Raw genomic sequence first — 19,875 nt, forward strand, 5'->3', positions numbered from 1 at the left:
ATCGTGTCCACCAGCTCCGGTGCCGCCGGGCCCGCGCGGCCGGAGTCCGGCCGAGTCCGCCGACCGAGGAGCAGCCATGTCCGCCGTCTCGTCCCCGTACGTCCCCGTGCGCACCTCCGGCTCCGTCGTCCGGGTCAGCCCGGACGGGTACCCGCCGTTCGACGTCGCGTACGAGCGGCGCGGCAGCGGCGAGCCCGTCGTCCTGCTGCACGGCATCGGGCACCACTGGCAGGCGTGGGAGCCGGTGCTGACGGCGCTCGCCTCCTCGTACGACGTGATCGCCCTCGACCTGCCGGGCTTCGGCGCCTCCCCCGGGCTGCCGCCGGAGACGGGCTACGCGATGGAGACCGTCGTTCCGCTGCTCGGCGCGGCGTTCGGGGCGCTGGGCGTCGAACGCCCGCACGTGGTGGGCAACTCGCTGGGCGGACTGCTCGCCCTGGAGCTGGGCCTGCTCGGGCACGCCCGCACGGTGACGGCGCTCTCCCCGGCCGGTTTCTGGAACACGCCCGAGCGCCTGCTGGCCTTCGGCGTGCTGCGCGGCATGCGGGCCGGCGCGCAGGCCATGCCGGACGCGCTGGTCCGGCAGCTGGCCCGGACGGCGGCCGGCCGCACCGCGCTCACCAGCACCATCTACGCCCGCCCCGGGGCGCGTTCACCCGAGTCGGTCACGGCGGAGACGAAGGCGCTGCGGGACGCGATCGGCTTCTGGCCGGTGCTCCGCGAGGGCCGGCGGCCCGGCGCCCGCTTCCGCGCCGACCTGTCCGGGCTGCCGGTGACGATCGGCTGGGGCGACCGGGACCGGGTGCTGCTGCGCCGCCAGGGCGTGCGGGCCAAGCGGACCATTCCGGGGGCCCGGCTGGTCCGGCTGCCCGGCTGCGGGCACGTGCCGATGAACGACGACCCGGCGACCGTCACCCGCGTCATCACCGACACCCTCGCGCGCACGGCCGCCGGCTGACCGGGGCGCCAACCGGGCTGTCCGTGGCCCGCTGTTCACCCGGGTGTCGCCCGTGGGGCACGTGACGTGGGCGTCCTCGTGGGGTCACGGAGGTACTTGTGGGGCACCGCGGAATCCGGCACTGTCCACCTGTCCGGTACGCGCACGCCCCGCCGATCCCGAAAGGCCGTCCCATGGAACCCCACAGCCCGACCCCGGCCGAGAAGACCGCGCGCCCCGGGCGGCGTGCGCTGCTGCGGGGGTCGCTGGCCACGGGCGCCGCGCTGACCCTGCCCGCGCTCGGCTGCGCCGCCCCGGCCCAGGCGCTGCGCGGGCGTCCGCGGGCCGAGTGGGGCACCCAGGCCGGGGACGTGACGTCCTCCTCGGGGCTGGTGTGGGTGCGGTCCGACCGGCCCGCGCGGATGCTGGTGGAGACCTCGGCGACGGAGTCCTTCCGGCGGGTACGGCGGCTGTCCGGGCCGCTGATCGGCCCGGACACGGACTTCACCGGCCGCCTCGCGCTGCACGGGCTGCCCGCCGGTGAACGCGTCCACTACCGCGTCACGCTGGAGGACCCGGACGATCCGCGGCGCACCGGCGAGCCGGTGTGCGGCACCTTCCGCACGGCCTCGGACCGGCGGCGGGACGGGGTGCGCTTCCTGTGGTCGGGCGACCTGGCCGGGCAGGGCTGGGGCATCAACCCGGACCGCGGCGGCTACCCGATCTTCGGCGAGATGCGCCGCCTGGAGCCGGACTTCTTCCTCAACAGCGGCGACACCATCTACGCGGACTCGCCGATCGAGGAGAAGGTGAAGCTGCCGGACGGCTCCTGGTGGCGGAACGTCACCACCGAGGAGAAGGCGAAGGTCGCCGAGACCCTCGCCGAGTTCCGCGGCAACTTCCGCTACAACCTGCTGGACGAGCAGCTGCGCGCGTTCAACGCGCGGGTCCCGTCCGTCGTGCAGTGGGACGACCACGAGGTGCTGAACAACTGGTACCCGGGCGAGATCCACGACGACGAGCGGTACACCGTGAAGGACGTCGACACCCTCGCGGCGCGGGCGCGGCGGGCGTTCAGCGAGTACCAGCCCGTCGGCACGCTGCCGCCGGAGGACGAGGACGGGCGGGTGTACCGGGTGGTGCACCGCGGCCCGCTGCTGGACGTCTTCGTCCTCGACATGCGCACCTACCGGAACGCCAACTCGCCCGGCAGGCAGCCCGACGAGGCGCGCGGCATCCTCGGCGAGACGCAGCTGCGGTGGCTCAAGCGGGAACTGAAGCGCTCGCGGGCGGTGTGGAAGGTGATCGCCTCCGACATGCCGCTCGGCCTCGTCGTGCCGGACGGCGAGGGGGACTTCGAGGCCGTCGCGCAGGGCGACCCGGGCGCGCCGCTGGGCCGGGAGCTGCAACTCGCCGAGCTGCTGCGGTACATCAAGCACGAACGCATCACCGGCACCGTGTGGTTCACCACCGATGTGCACTACACCTCGGCGCAGCACTACGACCCCTCGCGCGCCGCCTTCGCGGACTTCGCGCCGTTCTGGGAGTTCGTCTCCGGCCCGCTGAACGCGGGCGGCTTCCCCGCGCTGAAGCTGGATCGCACCTTCGGCCCCGACCAGGTCTTCGTCCAGGCCCCCGAGAAGGCCAACACCCCGCCCGGCGAGGGCGGCCAGTACTTCGGCCAGGTCGACATCGACGGCGACACCGGCGAGCTGACGGTCCGCCTCCGCGAGGAGGGCGGCGCGGTGCTCTTCACCAAGGTGCTGGAGCCGGGGCGGGTGGGGCAATAGGCCGCTCACCGGACGCGATCGTGTGGGCCCCTGCCCTCACTGCACGGGACGGCAGGGAGGGCAGGGGCCCATTCTCACGTGCGGCGCTGAGGAGACGGTCCGCCTCCGGGGCCGTCCAGGTCCGTGGACTTCACCCCGCCGGGATTCCGTGATCTCCGCCGTTCGCAGAACCGGCGGAGCGGCTCCCCGAGCCGGAGTTGTTCAGGAACCTTGGAGGCACCCACAGCAGATGACGCGGTTCTCCCCGTCGGCATCCCTGTACGTGAACGCCGGGGGAACGGCCCTGAAAGCGGCGTCAGGACGCTTCTTGGCCCTGTGCGAGCCCTTTGTCATGGGGTGGTGGATCGCGTGCTCCGAGATCTCCGGAGCTTTCGGATTCATCCAGTCGGCACCTGCCATGGGTACTCCTCCCGAGGGTGTGCAGCCAGCTACCCAACGTAGCCCAGCGGCGTATCAGTTGGGGCCGGATGGCCCGTCCCCGTCCGGGTCACCGGTGCAGGTCCCTTCCTCACCGCCGGGGCCGTGGGTGCAGTTCGCGGAGACCGGGATGGTGTCGTCCAACGGGCCCGCCCACAGCATCGGGTCCGGCGTGTACCCCAGGGCCCGGATCGCGTTCTGCGTCCGGTCCATGGCGCCGGGGTCGTACCGGGTCGGGTCCGGTCGCTCCGGCACGTGGTGGACGAACCGGCCCAGCCGCTCGCACAGTTCCCGGTACACCAGCGTGTGCAGGATCAGGGCGTGCCAGCCCTCGTCCACGATCCGGGAGGGGCGCAGGCCCTTCCCGCCGGGGGCCGCGCACGCCGCGATGAACGCGACGGCTTCGGTGACGATCCGCTCCGCCACGTCCACGGACATGCCGCTGTTCGCGTCCCGCACAGTTGCGGCGACCGAGGCGAAGACCTCCGGGCTGAGCAGGTCCCGGGCAGACGCCTGCCGTTCGGCGCTCTCCCTGTGCTGTACTGCCATCTGCTGTCTACCTCCGGTAGATGGTGGTCTCCTGCCGTGGGTGATCGGTGGAATGTGAGCCCACGGCGGGGGACGGCTTCTTCTCTTCTTCGTGCACCCCGACGCCGGGCTGTCCGTCATCCGGCGCCGGGGGTCTGTGGGGTCAGCCGCGCGGGTCCGCGTAGGTGGCCTGTCTCACTGGCGGCCCCTCTCCCGGCACGCGATGCAGGGGAACGGACACGGTTCCGGCGTCTCACCCCCAGCGAGCTTGATGACGTTGGTGGCCGGGCGCGGCGGGTGCCAGGACTCGGGCGGTCCTTCCTTCTCGGCTTCGCTCACCGGACGCCCCCGTCTCCGAACGTGGCCTCCCACGTGTTGAAGGCCGCAAGGCGTTCCTTGGAGGACAAGGGCACAAGATCTTCGGGGATGACGATCAACACCGACCACGGCGGCCCTACCAGCCGGGCCACGCAATAGTGCTCTGTCCTGCTGCGGACGCGTACGACCCCGGACTTCTCGTGAACCCGGAAGTCACCTTCCTGCACCGGCTTCTGCTCAGCCATCGGAACGGGCACTCCGCCCACGGTCCGCACCCCCGTCCGGGCACTCCGGGGACCCGCACCGGCACGGAGGGAACCGCAGGGGGTTGGAAGGGAGTTCGTGGCTGTCCCAGCTTCGGGTGACGGTCTCGCGGTCGGCCCAGGTTCGCCCACTGGTTCGGCTGACTCGCAGCGTCATCCGGCTGGTTGTCGCCGTCGCGGGCGGCGACGGTCTCCGCGTAGGGTTCTGCACGGCTGCCTGCCTCTCAGGGAGTCCATGCCCCCGGACGTAGCCGCGTCGCGGGGGTCTCTGCCTGCTGAACGAGAGTCTTCCGCCGGCGAGCGGCTTCGTGTGGTGACTGGGTGGTGACTCGGTGGTGACGGCTACCCTCGGCCCATGGAGAAGGCAGGGGAGTTCGTGAGCTGGACCCGCGAGAGCCTGAAGAATCGCCGCATGTCGATTCGCTCCGTCGCACGGGCTCTCAACTACGACCACGCGTATCTGTCTCGCGTGCTCGCAGGAAAGCAGCCCCCTTCGCCCCAACTGGTTTCCGCCCTGGGGACGTTGCTGGGCGAGAGCGGACAGCGCCAGGCAGGGACCGCGCCGGCCGCCCCGGTCTCCGTGGAGGACTTCCTCCCTCCGGGAGACCCGTTGGCGCCCCTGGCAGTTCGTCACGGCCGACGCATCGGGACAGACACCGTTGCCGACTGGGCCCAGCGCGTCCACGCCCTCCGCTTGGCCGACGACGTGGTCTACGGTCACGACCTGATCGGCCCGACGCTCCGGGAGCTGAAGGCAGCCATCAAGCTGTACCGGGAGACCACCCACACGGAGGCCGTGGGCCGTGAACTCCTGCGCGTCATTGGCGAACTGGCCCAGATCTCCGGATGGGTGGCTTCCGACGCAGCTCAGTACGCCGAAGCAGAGCGCATCTACCGCCTGGGCCTGGCTGCGTCGGAGATGGCCGGGGACGGCACTTTGAGTGGACAGCTCCTGGGTTCCCTGGCCTACCAGGTGGCGAACGTCGGTGACGCCCGGGAGGCCGTGGAGATGGCCCTCGCGGCAGCCTCAGCCGCCGGACCGGACGCGCCGCCACGGGCCCGAGCGCTGTTCCTGGACAGGGTTGCCTGGGCCCACACCAAGGCCGGGGACGCACAACCCGCCATGCGGGCCTTGGCAGATGCTCACAGCGCCCTCGCGGACGGCCGAGGCGCCGACGAACCAACGTGGACGTACTGGGTATCCGCGGAGGAGCTGGAGGTGATGGACGCCAGGGTCTACACGGAGTTGCAACGCCCCCTCCGTGCCGTGCCGCTCCTTCGCCGGGCCCTGGACCAGTACGACACCACGCACACCCGTGAGTTGGCGCTCTACCTCTCCTGGCTGGCCGTCGCCCTGGCCGACGCGAACGAGCCGGAAGAGGCGGCAGCCGTGGCCGGCCGGGTCATCACCCTGTCCTCCGCCGGAGCCTCCGAACGCACCGCCGGTCGATCGTCCGTCGTACTCCGACGCCTGACCGAGTTCCAGGACGTACCCGAGGTAGCCGCCCTCCTGGCGGAACACCCGGCCGCGTAGGCCAAGTCCCGCTGAGCCCCCGGCGCCGGGCGTACGGGATACTCGGGCGGCGTGACGGACGATTGCCGCGCCGGGGCGCCCGGCTTCACCTACCGGCCGGTGGGCGCGACCGGCGAACCCGGCGCCTGGCCGCCCGAGCGGCTGCGGAGGGCGGGGTTCCGGACGCTGCGGTACGGGGCGGAACTGGGCCACGGGCGCGCGGCGTTCGACGCCGCCTCGGCGGCGCTGCTGGAGTGGCGGGCGCACCGCGAGATGGGCGTCGCCGTGCGGACGGCGGCGCGGCGGGCGCGGCCCGGGGCGCAGGTCACGGTGCGGCTGGGCGTGGGGCGGCTGCGGGTGCCGGGCCCGTGCCGGGTGGTGTGGTCCGAGGAGCGCGCGACGGCGGCGGGGTGGGCGTACGGCACGCTGCCCGGGCATCCGGTCGCGGGCGAGGAGGCGTTCCGGGTCACGCTCGGCGCGGACGGTACGGTGCGGCTGACGGTACAGGCCTTCAGCCGCCCGGTGACGTGGTGGACGCGGGCCGCCGGTCCGCTGCTCCCGGCCTTCCAGCGGGCGTACGCCTGGTGGTGCGGGCGGGCGTTGCGCCGTATCGTGCGCCGCGAGACGGGGAGCGCCGAGGGGAGATTCCGGCTCGTCCGACGAGCCGCGGAATCCCGGCAATCGGACAAAACCAGCCTTAACCCATCGGTCACAGAGCGTTCTTGATCAGGCAATACCCCTTCGGGACAGTGGTGCCATGAACGAGACTCCCAACGCCCCCGGCCCCCGCCGCACCCCCTGGCTCCGCGCCACCACCGGTGTGCACGCCTGCTGGTCCCGGCTGCGAAAGCGGCACACACACGCGCCGCCGCCCTCGTCCGATACGGGCGCCGCGGCCGCCGGAACCTCCGCCCCGGCGGACGGTGCGGCGGTCGCGGCGTCGCTCTGGCGGATGCGGACGGCCGTGCGCGAGGAGCCCGGCTCGCTGGCCGAGCTGTGCACGGCGCTCGCCGCCCGGCGGATCGACATCGTCAGCCTCCAGACGCACCCGCTGGGCCCGCGCCCCGAGTCCGGTGCCCCGGGCGGCGTACGGGACTGGACGCTGGACGAGTTCCTGCTCCGCGTGCCCGGCCCGCTCCAGGCCGAGGACCTGCGCCGGACCGTGGAGGACGCGGGCGGCCGGGACACCTGGGCCGAGCGCGCCGACGCGCACGATCTCGTCGACACCCCCACCCGGGTCCTCGGCCTGGCCACCCGCACCGCGCTCGACACCGCCGAACTCCCGCTCGCCCTCCGCCAGTTGCTCGGCCGCTGCACCATCCACTCGCTCCCGGCCCGCACCCTCGGCGGCCGCCCGTCCGCGCACGGGGTGCCGCCCGAGGGCGAGCTCGACGGCACCGTGCTGCGGCTGCCCGACCCGGCCGGTGGCGCACTCGTCGTCGACCGCCCCCAACTGCCCTTCACTCCGGCCGAGTTCGCCCGCGCCCGCGCCCTGGTCGAGCTGGACGCGCGGCTCGGCGGCGGCGCGGGCAACGGCCGCGTCCCCGACGGGCGCGACCCGCTGACCCTGGCCGAGGGGCAGCACCTCACCGTCCGCCGGGCCGACACCGAGGACGTGGCCGCCGCCCGCGCCATGCACGCGCGCTGCTCCCGCGAGACGCTGACGCTGCGTTACCACGGCCCCGTCGCCGACGCGGACCGGTACCTGGGCCACCTGCTCTCGCCCCGGTTCGGCCGGACCCTCGCCGTCGAGACCGCTTCCGGCCGGCTCGTCGCCCTCGGCCACCTGCTGTGGGACGGGGACGAGACCGAGGTCGCGCTGCTCGTCGAGGACGCCTGGCAGCGGCGCGGCATCGGCCGGGAGCTGCTGCGCCGGCTGACCGCGCTCGCCGTGGAGGCCCGCGCGGAGCAGATGTACGCCGTCACCCAGGCGTCCAACACCCCGATGGTGTCCGCGATGCGGAGCCTCGGGCTGCCGCTGGACTACCAGGTCGAGGAGGGCACCCTGGTCGTCACGGCCCGGGTCGGCCCCGTCGCGGAGACGGCGGAGGCCGCGGGGACGGCGGACGCCGTGGAGGACGCGGTACCCCCCGCCTACTGATGGCGGCCGGGCCCCCTCCCGTAAGAGGATGGGTTCATGCCCGATGCAATGAAGACGGCGCCACTGCCGCGCCAGGTCGCCGACGCGTACGTCGACGAGCTCGTCCGACTCGACCCGATCACCGGTACCTACCTCGGAGTCCCCGAGAGCAACGGCCGGTTGCCCGACTTCTCCCCCGCAGGACAGGAGACCCTCGCGGAGCTCGGCCGCAGCACGCTGCGGAAGCTGGAAGAGGCCGAGGCGCGTCCCGGCGGCGACAGCGACGAGGAACGGCGCTGCGCACGGCTGCTGCGGGAACGGCTCACCGCCGAACTGGCCGTGCACGAGGCGGGCGAGGGCCTGCGCGCGGTCAGCAACCTCAGCTCGCCCGTGCACTCGGTCCGCGGGATCTTCTCCGTCACGCCCACCGAGACGGAGGAGGACTGGCGGAACGTCGCCCGCCGGCTGCGCGCCGTCCCCGCCTCCGTCGAGGGCTACCGCGCCTCGCTGGAGGCGGGCCTGGAGCGGAAGCTGTACGCGGGCCCGCGCCAGGTCTCCACCGTGATCGGTCAGTTGGGCGAGTGGACGGAGATGCCGGAGAACGGCGCGAGCTGGTTCGCCGACTTCGTCGCCGAGGGCCCCGAGGCGCTGCGGTCCGAGCTGACCGAGGCGGCGGCCGAGGCCACCCGCGGCATCGTCGCCCTCCGCGACTGGCTGCGCGACGTCTACGCCCCCGCGATCGAGGGCGAGCCGGAGACGGTGGGCCGCGAGCGGTACGCGCTGTGGTCCCGCTACTGGAACGGCACCGACCTGGACCTGGACGAGGCGTACGCGTACGGCTGGTCCGAGTACCACCGGCTGCTGGCCGAGATGCGGGAGGAGGCCGAGAAGATCCTGCCGGGCGCGGCGACTCCCTGGGAGGCGCTGCGGCACCTGGACACGCACGGCAAGGCGATCGAGGGCGTCGACGAGGTCCGGGACTGGCTCCAGGGTCTGATGGACGAGGCCGTCGAGAAGCTCGACGGCACCCACTTCGACCTGGCCGAGCGCGTCAAGCGCGTCGAGTCCCGGATCGCGCCTCCCGGCAGCGCGGCCGCGCCGTACTACACACAGCCCTCGCTGGACTTCTCGCGGCCCGGCACGACCTGGCTGCCGACGATGGGCGAGACCCGCTTCCCGGTGTACGACCTGGTGACGACCTGGTACCACGAGGGCGTCCCCGGGCACCATCTCCAGCTCGCGCAGTGGCTGCACGTCGCGGACCGGCTGTCCCGGTACCAGACGTCCGTCGGCATGGTCAGCGCGAACGCCGAGGGCTGGGCGCTGTACGCGGAGCGCCTGATGGACGAGCTGGGCTTCCTCACCGACGCCGAGCAGCGGCTGGGCTACCTCGACGCGCAGATGATGCGCGCGACCCGGGTCATCGTCGACATCGGTATGCACCTGGGGCTGGAGATCCCGCAGGACTCGCCGTTCCACCCCGGTGAGCACTGGACGCCGGAGCTGGCGCAGGAGTTCTTCGGTCTGCACAGCGGGCGTCCGGCGGACTTCGTGGAGAGCGAGCTGGTCCGCTACCTGGGCATGCCGGGGCAGGCGATCGGCTACAAGCTGGGCGAGAGGGCCTGGCTGCGCGGCCGGGAGGCGGCCCGCCGGGCTCACGGCGACGCCTTCGACCCGAAGAAGTGGCACATGGCCGCGCTGTCGCAGGGCTCGCTGGGCCTGGACGACCTGGAGGAGGAGCTCGCGGCGCTCTGATCAGGCACGCGGCGCACGAGGGGCGCCCCGCACCCCGTCACGGGATGCGGGGCGCCCCTTCGTGTGCGCGGGTCAGGCGTGCCCGGAGCCGGGGCCGCCCCGGCCGGCGGGCGGGGGCCAACGGGCGAAGCCGCCCTCGGAGTTGACGACCTCGCCGGTGATCCACCTGGCCTCGTCGGTGGCCAGCCAGGAGACCAGCCGCGCCGGTTCGTCGGGCTCGGCCCAGGCCCCGCCGGGGAACAGCCCGGCCACGGCGGCGTGGTCCTCGTCCGTGAGGTAACCGGTGTCCACGGGGCCGGGGTTGACGGCGTTGACGGTGTACCGGTCGGCGCCGAGCGCGGTGGCGAGCGTCCGGACGGCCGAGGAGAGGGCGCCCTTGGCGAGGCCGTAGGCGAGTTCGTCGGGCATGCCGCCGCGGACGTCCTGGCCCGAGGTCATCACCACGATCCGCCCCGAGGGCCCGCCGGGCGCCCGTCCCTGCCGGGCGAGCGCCTGGACGAGGAGGATCACCGAGCGGGTGTTGACGGCCCAGTGCGCGTCGAGCATCGCGGCGTCGACGGCGTCGAGCGGGCCGTCGCCGCCGCTGCGCCCGTGGTTGGCGACGAGCACGTCGAGGCGGTCGGCGCCGAGCGCGGCCGTGGCCTCGGCGACCAGCGCGGCGGGCGCATCGGGGTCGGCCAGGTCGCCGGGGCCGTGCGCGACGACGGCGCCGTCGAGCGCCACCTCGCGGACGGCGGCGGCGAGTTCGGCCGGGGTCGCCTCGTCGGCGCCCCAGGGCTGGTCCTCGTCGTGCGGGCGGTGGTGGTGCAGGTAGACGCTCGCGCCGTAGGCGGCGAGCCGCCGGGCGACAGCGAAGCCGATGCCGCCGCGGCGGCTGGCCCCCGTCACCAGGGCGGCCCGGCCGCGCAGCGGATACGGGTCACGGAACGGGGGTCCGGAAGGTGCGTCGTGGTGCGGCATGCGGCCTCCTTCACCGGGCGGTGTGGCAGACGGCCTCGACGTTGTTGCCGTCGGGGTCACGGACGAAGGCGCCGTAGTACGCGCCGTGGTACTCGGGCCACAGGCGCGGCGCGTGCAGCGACTCGGCGCCGGCCGCCACACAGGCGGCGTGGAAGGCGTCGACGGCGGCCCGGTCCGGCGCGGCGAAGGCGAGGTGCGCCTCGCGGGGTGCGCCGCCCCCGTCCTTCGCCGGGACGAGCCAGAAGGGCGGGTGGCCGGCCGTACCGAAGCCGGCGTTCGCGCCGTACTCCTTCAGCCGGGTGCCGCCGAGCGGTGCGAGGGCCCGCGCGTAGAACTCCGCGCTGACGCCCACGTCCTGGACCTGGATCGCGACGTGATCGAGCATGCGCCCCAGCGTTCCACGCGGCACCGCCCGGCGTCGTGTGGATTTCGCCGCGCCGGGCGGCTCAGTCGGCGAGCGGCGCCCCGCGCAGCCGGAGGCCCGATCCCGTACGGGACTTGGTGACCTGGAGCTGGGCGGGGATACGGCGGCGCAGGTCGGCGACGTGGCTGACGATGCCGACGCAGCGGTCGCGCTCGCGCAGCGAGTCGAGGACGTCCAGCACCTCGTCCAGGGTCTCCTCGTCGAGGCTGCCGAAGCCCTCGTCGATGAAGAGCGTCTCCAGCCGGGTGCCGCCCGCCTCCTCGGCGACCACGTCGGCCAGGCCCAGCGCGAGCGCGAGCGAGGCGGAGAAGGTCTCGCCGCCGGAGAGCGTGGAGGTGTCCCGGCGCACGCCCGTCCAGGAGTCGACGACGTGCAGCCCGAGCCCCGATCTGCCGCGCCCGCCGGTGCGTTCGTCGGAGTGGACGAGGGTGTAGCGGCCGGCGGACATGGCCGCGAGCCGGATGCCGGCGGCGGCCGCGACCTGCTCCAGCCGGGCCGCCAGCACATAGCTCTCCAGCCGCATCTTCCGCTCGTTCTCCGCCGAGGTGCCGGCGGCGAGGGAGGCGATCCTGGCGACGCGCGCGGCGTGCGCGCGCAGCGGCGCCGTCTCCCGGACGCCGGTGACGGCCTCGGCGGTCAGCGCGTCGAGGTCGGCGCAGCGGGCGCGGGCCGTCTCCTCGGTGGCGTACGCCTCGCGCAGGCGGCGGGTGGCGGACTCGGCGGCCGCCTCGGCCGCCGCCACCTCCGCCGGCGGGAGCGCCGCGGCCCGGACCAGCTCCGGCTCGCCGGACTCGGCCTCGACGGCCGCCTCCTCGGCCTGCCAGGACTCCAGGCGGTGCCGCAGCGCGGCCTGTTCGTCCTCGCCGAGGACCGCGGCGACGGCCTCCTCCGGGGACGCGAAGCGGGCCCGCGCGGCGGCCTCGGCGAGCCGCGCCTCGGCGTCGTCCCGCGCCCGCGCCGCGGTCCCGGCGGCGCGTGCCGTCTCCGCCGCCTCGGCCAGCAGCGCGGCGCGGCGCTCCAGGACGGCGGCGCGCGCCTCCACGCTGCCCTCCTCGCCCCTGGCCTGCGCCAACTGCGCGGCCAGTTCCTCGTGTTCCCGCTGGAGCGCCTCCCGCCGCGAGGTACGCGCCGCGGCGCGGCGGGCGGCCTCCTGGTGCTGCTCCTGACGGCGGTCGTGCTCGCGCTCGGCGGCGTCGAGGGCCTCGCGGGCCGCGTGCGCGTCCCCGGCGGCGGCGCGCGCCGCGGTGTGCCGCTCCTCCAGCTCGGCGACGGCCTCGGCGAGGCGGTCCGTGCTCTCCAGGCCGTCCGTGCCGTCGCCGCCCGACTCGGCGCGTGCGGCGGCGAGTTCCTCCCGGACGCCCATGGCGCGGTGCTCGGCGCGGTCCCTGGACTCCTCGGCGGCGCGGGAGGCGGCGAGCGCGGCTTCCTCGGCCGCGCGGTCCACGTGCCCCTCGCCCGCGCGGGCCGGTGCCGGGTGCTCGGTGGCGCCGCAGACGGCGCAGGGCTCGCCCGCGCTCAGCTCCCGGGCGAGCTCGGCCGCGATGCCGCGCAGCCTGCGCTCCTTGAGGGCGAGCCAGTGCTCCTGGGCCGCGGCCGCCGCCTCGCGGGCGCGCAGCAGTTCCTCCTCGGTGCCGCGCGCCGTCTCCTCCAGCTTGTCCCGGCGGCGGGCGGCCTCCAGGCGCTGCCGGAGCGGCCCGAGCTGCCCGGCGAGCTGCTCGGTGCGGGTGGCGGCCTCGTGCGCCGCGTCGACCCGCCGCTGGTGGGTGTGGCGCCTGGACTCCCAGCCCGCGAGCCACTCCGCGGCCTCGCGCTGGAGGTCCTCGTCGGCGCGTGCCTCGCGGTCGAGGGCGGCGACCTCGTCGGTGAGGGCCGCGGTGCGGGCCTCGGCGCGGCGGGCCGCGTCGAGGGAGCCGAGCTCCTGGCGGAGCGCGCGCTCCCGTTCGGTGAGCGCCGCGGGGCTCTCCTCGGCGGTGCCGGGCGGGAGTTGGGCGCGGGCCGTCTGTTCGGCGCGGGCCGCGCGGGCGTGCTCCTCACGGGCCGCGGCGCACAGCGCGGCCGCGGGGGCGACGGCCTCGGCGGCCTGCGCGCGGCGCAACCGTCCGGCGGTCTCCTCCCGCTCGGCGGCGACGGACTCCAGTGCGGCGGCGCGCTGCCGGAGCGCTGCGTGCCGGTCCTGGGCGCGGGCGAGGCCGCGTTCCTCGTCGAGGCGGGCGGCGGCCTCGCCCTGCGCCCGCTCGGTGAGGCGCAGGGCGCTCGCGGCGATGTCGCGGCGTTCGCGTGCCTCGGCGCGGGCGAGCGCGGCCCAGCCGAGGACCGTCTGGGCCAACTCCGGGTCGGCGGGGGCCGGTTCGCGGCGTTCGGCGCGCTGCTTGGCCGTGCCGCTGCGGCGTCCGGTTCGGCGGCGCTGGTCGGGCAGGCCCGGCTCGGCCCCGTCCTCGGCCTCCCAGAGCCCCGGGGCCTCGGGGGCTCCCGGGCCCGCGGCCTGGCGCATGCGCTGGGCGAGGCCGGTCAGCGCCTCGTCGGCGGCGCGTACCCGCTCCTGCGCGGTGCGGCGCATGCCCGCGAGCTGTTCCTCGACGGCGGCGAAGCGACCGGTGTCGAAGAGCTTGCCGAGGAGCTTGGCCCGGTCCTCGGCGCCGGCCCGCAGGAAGCGCGCGAAGTCGCCCTGCGGGAGCAGCACGACCTGGCAGAACTGGTCCCGGCTCATGCCGGTGAGCTGCGTCAGTTCCTCGCCGATCTCCTGGTGGGAGCGGCTGAGCCCGTCCCAGGCGCCGGAGCGGTACTCGCGGAGCCAGGACTGTGCCTTCTCCGTGGTGTACCCGTCGCCGCGCCGCTTGGGCCGGAGCTGTTCGGGCCTGCGGGTGACCTCCAGGCGGCGGCCGCCGACGGTGAGGTCGAGCACGACCTCGGTGAGGGTGTGCGCCTCGGCGTGGTCGCTGCGCAGGGTGCCGCCGGGCTGCTGGCGGGCGCCGGGCACGCTGCCGTACAGCGCGAAGCAGACGGCGTCCAGGACGGAGGTCTTGCCCGCGCCGGTGGGGCCGTGCAGCAGGAACAGGCCGGCGGCGGAGAGTTCGTCGAAGTCGACGTGCTGGGTGCCGCCGAACGGGCCGAAGGCCGTGACGGAGAGCCGGTGCAGCCTCAACGCGCCGCCTCCGCCCGCTCGTCGGCCCGGGCCGGGGGCGCGTACGCCGTCTCGCGGGCCTCGTCCTCGCGTACCGCGTCGAAGGCTTCGCCGAGCAGGCGGCGTTCGGCCGGGTCGGCGGCGGTGCCGCCGCGGACGTGGGCGACGAAGTCCTCGGCGATCTGCCGCTCGTCGCGTCCCCTGAGCCGTTCGGCATAGGTGCCGGAGGCGGTCTCCTCGGGGCGGTCGGGGCGGAAGCGGATGCTGACGACGTGCGGGAAGCGGGCGGCGAGCCGGGCCATCGGCTCGTGCGGGCGCACCGGGTCGGTGAGGGTGGCCTCGACCCAGGCGGACTCGGCCTCCTCGTGCTCCGGCGCGCCGAGCAATTCCTCCAGGGTGCCGGTGAGCCGGGCGAGCGCGCGGGGGCGCGGGCAGTACAGCCGCCGCGCCTCGACGGAGCCCTCGGCGTCGAGGTCGACCAGCCACATGGACTTGCGGTGGTGCTCCTCGGAGAAGGAGTACGCGAGGGGCGAGCCGGAGTACCGCACGCGGCCGGTGAGGGTCTGGCAGCCGTGCAGGTGGCCGAGGGCGACGTAGTCGGCGCCGTCGAAGACGGAGACCGGGACGGAGGCCACGCCGCCGGTGGTGATGTCGCGTTCGCTGTCGGAGCCCTGCCCGCCCTGCACGAAGGCGTGCGCGAGGACGACGGAGCGGGTGCCCTCGGGCCGCTGTGCGAGGTCGGCGCGCACCCGGTCCATGGCGGCGGTGAGCACGGCGGTGTGCCCGCGTCCCTCGGCGCCCAACTGCTCGCGGACGAGGGCCGGTTCGAGGTAGGGCAGCCCGTAGAAGGCGACGTCGCCGTGCGCGTCGGGGAGGACGACGGGCTCGCCGCAGGTGTCCGGGTCGGTGCGGAGGTGGATTCCGGCCCGCCGCATCAGCCCGGAGCCGACACCGAGCCGCCTGGCCGAGTCGTGGTTGCCGGAGATCATGACCGTCGGGACGCCGAGGTCGGCGAGCCGGTGCAACGCGCTGTCGAACAGCTCGACGGCGGCGAGCGGCGGGACGGCACGGTCGTAGACGTCACCGGCGACGACGACGGCGTCCACCGCCTCGCGTTCGACGGTGGCGGTGAGGTGGTCGAGGAAGAGGTGCTGCGCGTCGAGCAGGCTCTCCTTGTGGAAGCGGCGGCCGAGGTGCCAGTCCGAGGTGTGCAGCAGCCTCACCAGGGCACCTCCGCCGGGCCGCACCTTTCGGCCCGCCTTGTCGGCGCGCCTGTCTCCGTCGCCACAGCTCCCCGCCCTTCCCGCCCCGGTCCTCGTCCTGTCCGCCCGCCGCCCGCTCCGGCGGCTGTCGATCAGCGGCGGCCCACCCTAGTACCGGACACCGACAACGCACCGGGCGTGCCCGGTTCGCCCCGGTTCGCGCGTACGGTTTCAGACCGTCCCGTACGCCTCGCCGCCGAGTTCGAGCCCGGCGGTGCCCGCGGTGGTGTCCGCCAGCCAGGCCCGGAACTCCTCCAGATCCGCCTCCGGCAGGCCCACCTCGATGCTCACCTCGGCCCCGTACGTCACCTCGCGCACCGCGCGGCCCGCCGAGCGCAGGTCGTTCTCCAGCCGTCCGGCCCGCTCGTGGCCGGCGGTGACGGTGACGATCCGGAACCGCTTGCGGGTGACCGTGCCGAGCGCGTCCAGCGCCTCGCCGACCACGCCGCCGTAGGCGCGGATCAGCCCTCCGGCGCCGAGCTTCACGCCGCCGAAGTAGCGGGTGACGACGGCGACGACGTACCGCATGTCACGGCGGGTGAGCATCTGCAGCATGGGCACGCCGGCGGTGCCGCCGGGCTCGCCGTCGTCGCTGGCCTTCTGGATCCCGCCGTCGGCGCCGATCACGTACGCCCAGCAGTTGTGGTTGGCGCCCGGGTGCTCCCGGCGGATGCGCGCGACGAAGTCCTGCGCCTCCTCCTCGGTCGCGGCCGGGGCCAGATGGCACAGGAAGCGTGAGCGGTTGATCTCCGACTCGTGCACCCCCTCGCCCGCGAGGGTCACGTACTGTTCCTGCATCCCGCCACCCTATGCGGGGCCGCCGACAGCGATACCGCCGGGCGGGAATGCCCGCGCCCCCGCACCGGTTGCCGGGGTCATGAACGCAGACGGTTACGCGGACGAGCGGACGATCCGCAGGATTCTCACGGAGAGCGGCGACACCTGGGCGGTGGCCGGCCTCTCGACGAACGAGCAGCGTCCGGCCCTGGGCGTGGCCCGGGTGCTGCGGCGCTTCGGCAAGCGCGTGGTGCCGGTGCACCCGAAGGCGGAGACGGTGGACGGCGAGCCGGGGTACGCCTCGCTCTCCGACATCCCGTTCCCGGTCGACGTGGTCGACGTGTTCGTCAACTCCCGGCTGGCCGGGGCCGTGGCGGACGAGGCGGTCGCCATCGGCGCGAAGGCCGTCTGGTTCCAGCTCGGCGTGATCGACGAGGCCGCGCTGGCGCGCACCCGCGCGGCGGGCCTGGAGATGGTCATGGACCGCTGCCCGGCGATCGAGATCCCCCGCCTGCGCTGAGCCGGGGACTGGAGGCGGGGGCCGGGGGCCGGGTCAGCGGACGCCGAGGCCCTCCACGACCGTTGCTCCGGGCAGTCCGGCGAGCGCCTTGCCGGGCACGATCAGCTTGCCGCGCCGCCGTCCGCTGCCGATGAGCACCCAGGGCAGATCGGCCACGGCGGCGTCGACGAGGAGGGGCCACGCCTCGGGCAGGCCGACGGGCGTGATCCCGCCGTACTCCATGCCGGTCTCGCCGACGGCGAGGTCCCGCGGCGCGAACGAGACCTTGCGCGCGCCGAGTTGGCGCCGCGCGGCCCCGTTGACGTCGACGCGGGTGGCCGAGGGGACGACACAGGCGGCCAGTCCGCGCTCGCCGCCGCGCTTGGCGGCGACGACGACGCAGTTTGCCGAGGCCTCCCACAGCTCCTCGCCGTAGGTGCGGACGAAGACCTCGGTGTCGGCCTTCTCGGGGTCGGTGTCGACGTAGAGCAGCTGGTCGGCGGGGACGGGGCCGCTCCAGGCGCGGACGGCCTCGGCCGCCGGCCCCGTGCAGGCGTCGGACTCGGCGGCGGGCTCGGCGTGCTCGAAGGTTCCGATGGGCGGGCGCATGCGGCGCACGCTAACACCGCGTCAGGGGCCGGCGGGGCGGGTGTCCAACTGCCGGTCAGCGCGGGACCGGTACGGCCACGACCATGGTCATCGCCACCGGCTCGGACCCGTGGTTGCGGTACGCGTGCGCGACGCCGGACTCGAAGGTGGCCGAAGTGCCCGCGGGGACGCGGTAGTCGGCGCCGTCGACGGTGAGCGTGAGCTCGCCCTCCCGCACGTGCACCAGTTCGGCGGTCCCCGAGGGGTGCGGCTCCGACTCGCTGCCCTCCCCCGGCTCCAGCCGCCAGTGCCACAGCTCCACGGGCCCCGGCGCCTCGGCCCCCGCGAGGAGCGTGCCGTGGCTGCCCGCCTCGGTCGACCAGAGGCGTACGGCCTGTTCCTCGGGGACGAGGCGGACGCGCGGCTCCTGGTCGAAGTCGAGGAGCGTGGTGACGCTGACGCCCAGCGCGTCCCCGATCTTCACGACCGTGGCGACGCTGGGGTTGGTGCGCGCCTGCTCGATCTGGATGAGCATGCCGCGGCTGACCCCGGCACGCGCGGCGAGGGCGTCGAGGGTGAACCCGCGTTCCTGGCGCCACCGTTTGAGGTTCCGGGCGAGGGACTGCGTGAGGTGGTCGAGGTCCGTCACGGTTTTCCGTACCGTCCAATATTTTGGATGACAGTGTGCATTTCAATGACCTACGCTGCACTGGACTTGATCGTTCAGGCAACTGTACTGCGAGGTGCGTCCATGACCGCGGCCCTGGCCCTGGCCACGAGCCTGCTGTGGGGACTGGCCGACTTCGGGGGCGGGCTGCTCACCCGGCGGATGTCCGCGCTGACCGTCGTCGTGGTCTCGCAGACGCTGGCCGCCGTGGTCCTCGGCGGGATCGTCGTCGCGACCGGCGGCTGGAGCGAGTGGGGACCGCAGCTGTGGTTCGCGGTCGCCGCCGGGGTCGTCGGCCCGGTGGGGATGCTCGCCTTCTACAAGGCGCTCTCCCAGGGCCCCATGGGCGTCGTCTCCCCGCTCGCCTCGCTGTCGGTGCTCGTCCCCGTCGGCGCAGGGCTGGCCCTCGGGGACCACCCGGGGCTGCTCCAGGGCGTCGGTCTCGCCATCGCGCTCGTCGGCGTACTCCTCGCGGGCGGGCCCGAGTTCAGGGGCGCGCCCGTGCAGCGGCAGACGATCGCGCTGACGCTGCTCTCGGCGCTCGGCTTCGGCGCGGTGATGGCCCTGATCGAACACGCCTCGACGACCCTCACCGGGCTCTTCCTCGCCCTGTTCGTCCAGCGGGTGTGCAACGTCGCCGTCGGCGGCGTCGCCCTGTTCGCCCAGGTCAGGCGCGGGGTCCCGGCGCTCCCGGCGGTGGGCGCGGCCGGACGCCGGGCGGTCGCGGCGGCGCTGCCCGCGCTCGCCTTCGTCGGGCTCGCGGACGTCGCCGCCAACGGCACGTACATGCTCGCGGCCCAGCTCGGCCCGGTGACGATGGCCGCGGTGCTGGCCTCGCTCTACCCCGTCGTCACCGCGCTCGCCGCACGCGGCTTCCTGCGCGAGCGGCTGCGCGTGGTGCAGGCGGCCGGCGCCGGACTCGCCCTCTTCGGCACCGTCCTCCTCGCCTCGGCCTGACGGGCCCGGGCCCAACGGCCCTGCCGGGGACGCCGGTCGGGCGCCCGCCGGTCACAGGTGCCGGATCAGGTACGCCAGCATGGCCACGCCCGTGAGGGCGACGGCGCACGCGAGCAGGATACGGAGCACGCGGTCGTTCACGGCTGCCTCCTCCCTCGCCCCACTTCGGCCCGGGGCCGGGGCGGCTACCGCTCCCCGGCAGCCGAGTCCAGTGTGCCCCCGCTCCCCCGTTCCGTGCCGGAGCCGGGGGCGCCCTCCTGCGCGGGCAACCTGCCCAGCGCCGCGAGCTGTTCGGGCGTCACGCCCTCCGGCACCGGCACCGGCGGCGGCGTGCGCAGCGGCGGCTGCCAGCCCGCCTCCGGCTCCCACCGGCGCACCACCCGCGCCGGCGCACCGGCCACCACGGCGTGGTCGGGCACCTCGCCGCGGACGACGGAACCGGCCGCGACCACCACGTTCCGGCCCAGCCTGGCGCCGGGCAGCACCACGGCACCGGCCCCGAGCCAGCTGCCGCTGCCGATCTCGACGGGCGCGGTACGCGGCCACTGCTTGCCGACGGGCTCGTCCGGGTCGTCGTAGGAGTGGTTGGTGGAGGTGATGTAGACGTACGGGCCGCAGAAGACGTCGTCCCCCACCGTCACCGAGGTGTCGGCGATGACGTGGCTGCCGCGTCCGAGCACCACCCCGTTCCCCAGCCGCAGCACCGTGTCGGGGCCGAGGTCCAGGTCGGGCATCATCCCGGCGGTGAGCGTCACCTCCTGGCCGACGATGCAGTGGTCGCCGAGCTCGATCCACGGCGTACCGAACACCGTCCCCTGCGGGAAGGCCAGCCGGGTACCGGTGCCGATCCGGCGGAAGGCGTACGGGCCGGGGCGCTCGGCGGTCACCGCGCCGGTGCGCTGCGCCCAGCCCCAGGCGCGGTGTACGGCGCGGGAGGCCAGCGCGGAGAGGGAGTCGCGGATCGAGGGCACCGGCTCACCGTAGTCCGGGAGTACGGGCCCGGTACCCGCGGATGCGCT

Annotated in this window: 18 protein-coding genes; 8 read left to right on the forward strand and 10 right to left on the reverse strand. The window is 74.9% G+C overall.

The genetic code is table 11. The annotated features are described in order from the left end of the window. Nucleotides 1-76 precede the first annotated feature (76 nt). Together HCC30_RS21860 and HCC30_RS21865 are read left to right on the forward strand one after the other, a co-directional pair. A complete protein-coding gene (locus tag HCC30_RS21860; protein WP_169444341.1) occupies nt 77-958 on the forward strand; it encodes an alpha/beta hydrolase in 882 nt (293 codons plus the stop codon). Between the two features lie 173 nt (nt 959-1,131). Then, nucleotides 1,132-2,727 carry an alkaline phosphatase D family protein gene (locus HCC30_RS21865; protein WP_169444342.1) on the forward strand — a complete coding sequence of 532 codons (1,596 nt, stop codon included), beginning with the start codon at nt 1,132-1,134 and terminating at the stop codon, nt 2,725-2,727. A gap of 453 nt (nt 2,728-3,180) precedes the next feature. Here the strand turns inward: HCC30_RS21865 and HCC30_RS21870 are convergent, their stop codons facing one another. Both HCC30_RS21870 and HCC30_RS21875 read right to left on the reverse strand, forming a co-directional pair. After that, nucleotides 3,181-3,693, reverse strand: coding sequence for a hypothetical protein (locus HCC30_RS21870; RefSeq protein ID WP_240979794.1), 513 nt, complete (start codon nt 3,691-3,693; stop codon nt 3,181-3,183). Nucleotides 3,694-4,007: 314 nt separating this feature from the next. After that, complete coding sequence (locus HCC30_RS21875; RefSeq protein WP_169444343.1) at nt 4,008-4,235, reverse strand: hypothetical protein; 228 nt, start codon at nt 4,233-4,235, stop codon at nt 4,008-4,010. A gap of 373 nt (nt 4,236-4,608) precedes the next feature. Here HCC30_RS21875 and HCC30_RS21880 point away from each other — a divergent pair, with 373 nt between their 5' ends. Genes HCC30_RS21880 through HCC30_RS21895 form a run of 4 tightly spaced genes read left to right on the forward strand, consistent with a single transcriptional unit; the run spans nt 4,609 to nt 9,601 of the window. Continuing rightward, nucleotides 4,609-5,787: a helix-turn-helix transcriptional regulator gene (locus tag HCC30_RS21880; protein WP_240979795.1), complete on the forward strand. Its 1,179-nt coding sequence runs from the start codon at nt 4,609-4,611 to the stop codon at nt 5,785-5,787. 51 nt (nt 5,788-5,838) lie between these two features. Further along, the gene (locus tag HCC30_RS21885; protein WP_169444344.1) at nt 5,839-6,492 is read left to right on the forward strand and encodes a DUF1990 domain-containing protein; all 654 of its coding nucleotides are present in this window, start codon (nt 5,839-5,841) and stop codon (nt 6,490-6,492) included. Nucleotides 6,493-6,523: 31 nt separating this feature from the next. Further along, nucleotides 6,524-7,867, forward strand: coding sequence for a GNAT family N-acetyltransferase (locus HCC30_RS21890; RefSeq protein WP_169444345.1), 1,344 nt, complete (start codon nt 6,524-6,526; stop codon nt 7,865-7,867). Nucleotides 7,868-7,903: 36 nt separating this feature from the next. Further along, nucleotides 7,904-9,601 carry a DUF885 domain-containing protein gene (locus tag HCC30_RS21895; RefSeq protein ID WP_169444346.1) on the forward strand — a complete coding sequence of 566 codons (1,698 nt, stop codon included), beginning with the start codon at nt 7,904-7,906 and terminating at the stop codon, nt 9,599-9,601. 72 nt (nt 9,602-9,673) lie between these two features. Here the strand turns inward: HCC30_RS21895 and HCC30_RS21900 are convergent, their stop codons facing one another. The 5 genes from HCC30_RS21900 to HCC30_RS21920 all read right to left on the reverse strand — a co-directional run bounded on the left by HCC30_RS21900 (nt 9,674) and on the right by HCC30_RS21920 (nt 16,166). Next, complete coding sequence (locus HCC30_RS21900; RefSeq protein WP_169444347.1) at nt 9,674-10,561, reverse strand: SDR family oxidoreductase; 888 nt, start codon at nt 10,559-10,561, stop codon at nt 9,674-9,676. A gap of 10 nt (nt 10,562-10,571) precedes the next feature. After that, complete coding sequence (locus HCC30_RS21905; RefSeq protein WP_169444348.1) at nt 10,572-10,946, reverse strand: VOC family protein; 375 nt, start codon at nt 10,944-10,946, stop codon at nt 10,572-10,574. A gap of 61 nt (nt 10,947-11,007) precedes the next feature. Continuing rightward, on the reverse strand, nt 11,008-14,127 hold the full coding sequence (locus HCC30_RS21910) for an AAA family ATPase (protein ID WP_169444349.1): 3,120 nt from the start codon (nt 14,125-14,127) through the stop codon (nt 11,008-11,010). Continuing rightward, nucleotides 14,124-15,329 carry an exonuclease SbcCD subunit D gene (locus HCC30_RS21915; protein WP_169444350.1) on the reverse strand — a complete coding sequence of 402 codons (1,206 nt, stop codon included), beginning with the start codon at nt 15,327-15,329 and terminating at the stop codon, nt 14,124-14,126. The genes HCC30_RS21910 and HCC30_RS21915 overlap by 4 nt, the downstream gene beginning before the upstream one ends. A gap of 210 nt (nt 15,330-15,539) precedes the next feature. Continuing rightward, nucleotides 15,540-16,166 (reverse strand): YigZ family protein, encoded by a 627-nt coding sequence (locus HCC30_RS21920; RefSeq protein ID WP_169444351.1) that lies wholly within the window; start codon nt 16,164-16,166, stop codon nt 15,540-15,542. A gap of 79 nt (nt 16,167-16,245) precedes the next feature. Here HCC30_RS21920 and HCC30_RS21925 point away from each other — a divergent pair, with 79 nt between their 5' ends. Then, nucleotides 16,246-16,665, forward strand: a complete 420-nt coding sequence (locus HCC30_RS21925) for a CoA-binding protein (RefSeq protein WP_169444352.1) — start codon at nt 16,246-16,248, stop codon at nt 16,663-16,665. Nucleotides 16,666-16,698: 33 nt separating this feature from the next. Here HCC30_RS21925 and HCC30_RS21930 read toward each other — a convergent pair whose 3' ends face one another. Together HCC30_RS21930 and HCC30_RS21935 are read right to left on the reverse strand one after the other, a co-directional pair. Next, complete coding sequence (locus HCC30_RS21930; RefSeq protein WP_169444353.1) at nt 16,699-17,253, reverse strand: YbaK/EbsC family protein; 555 nt, start codon at nt 17,251-17,253, stop codon at nt 16,699-16,701. 55 nt (nt 17,254-17,308) lie between these two features. Continuing rightward, nucleotides 17,309-17,881: an XRE family transcriptional regulator gene (locus HCC30_RS21935; protein ID WP_169444354.1), complete on the reverse strand. Its 573-nt coding sequence runs from the start codon at nt 17,879-17,881 to the stop codon at nt 17,309-17,311. Nucleotides 17,882-17,983: 102 nt separating this feature from the next. Between HCC30_RS21935 and HCC30_RS21940 the strand changes: the two genes are divergently transcribed. Further along, entirely contained in the window at nt 17,984-18,856 is an 873-nt protein-coding gene (locus HCC30_RS21940; RefSeq protein WP_169444355.1) for a DMT family transporter, read from the forward strand. Nucleotides 18,857-19,041: 185 nt separating this feature from the next. Here HCC30_RS21940 and HCC30_RS21945 read toward each other — a convergent pair whose 3' ends face one another. Then, a complete protein-coding gene (locus HCC30_RS21945; protein WP_169444356.1) occupies nt 19,042-19,827 on the reverse strand; it encodes an acyltransferase in 786 nt (261 codons plus the stop codon). Between the last annotated feature and the right edge of the window lie 48 nt (nt 19,828-19,875).

The organism is Streptomyces sp. HNM0574, from assembly GCF_012726235.1.
GTDB lineage: Bacteria > Actinomycetota > Actinomycetes > Streptomycetales > Streptomycetaceae > Streptomyces.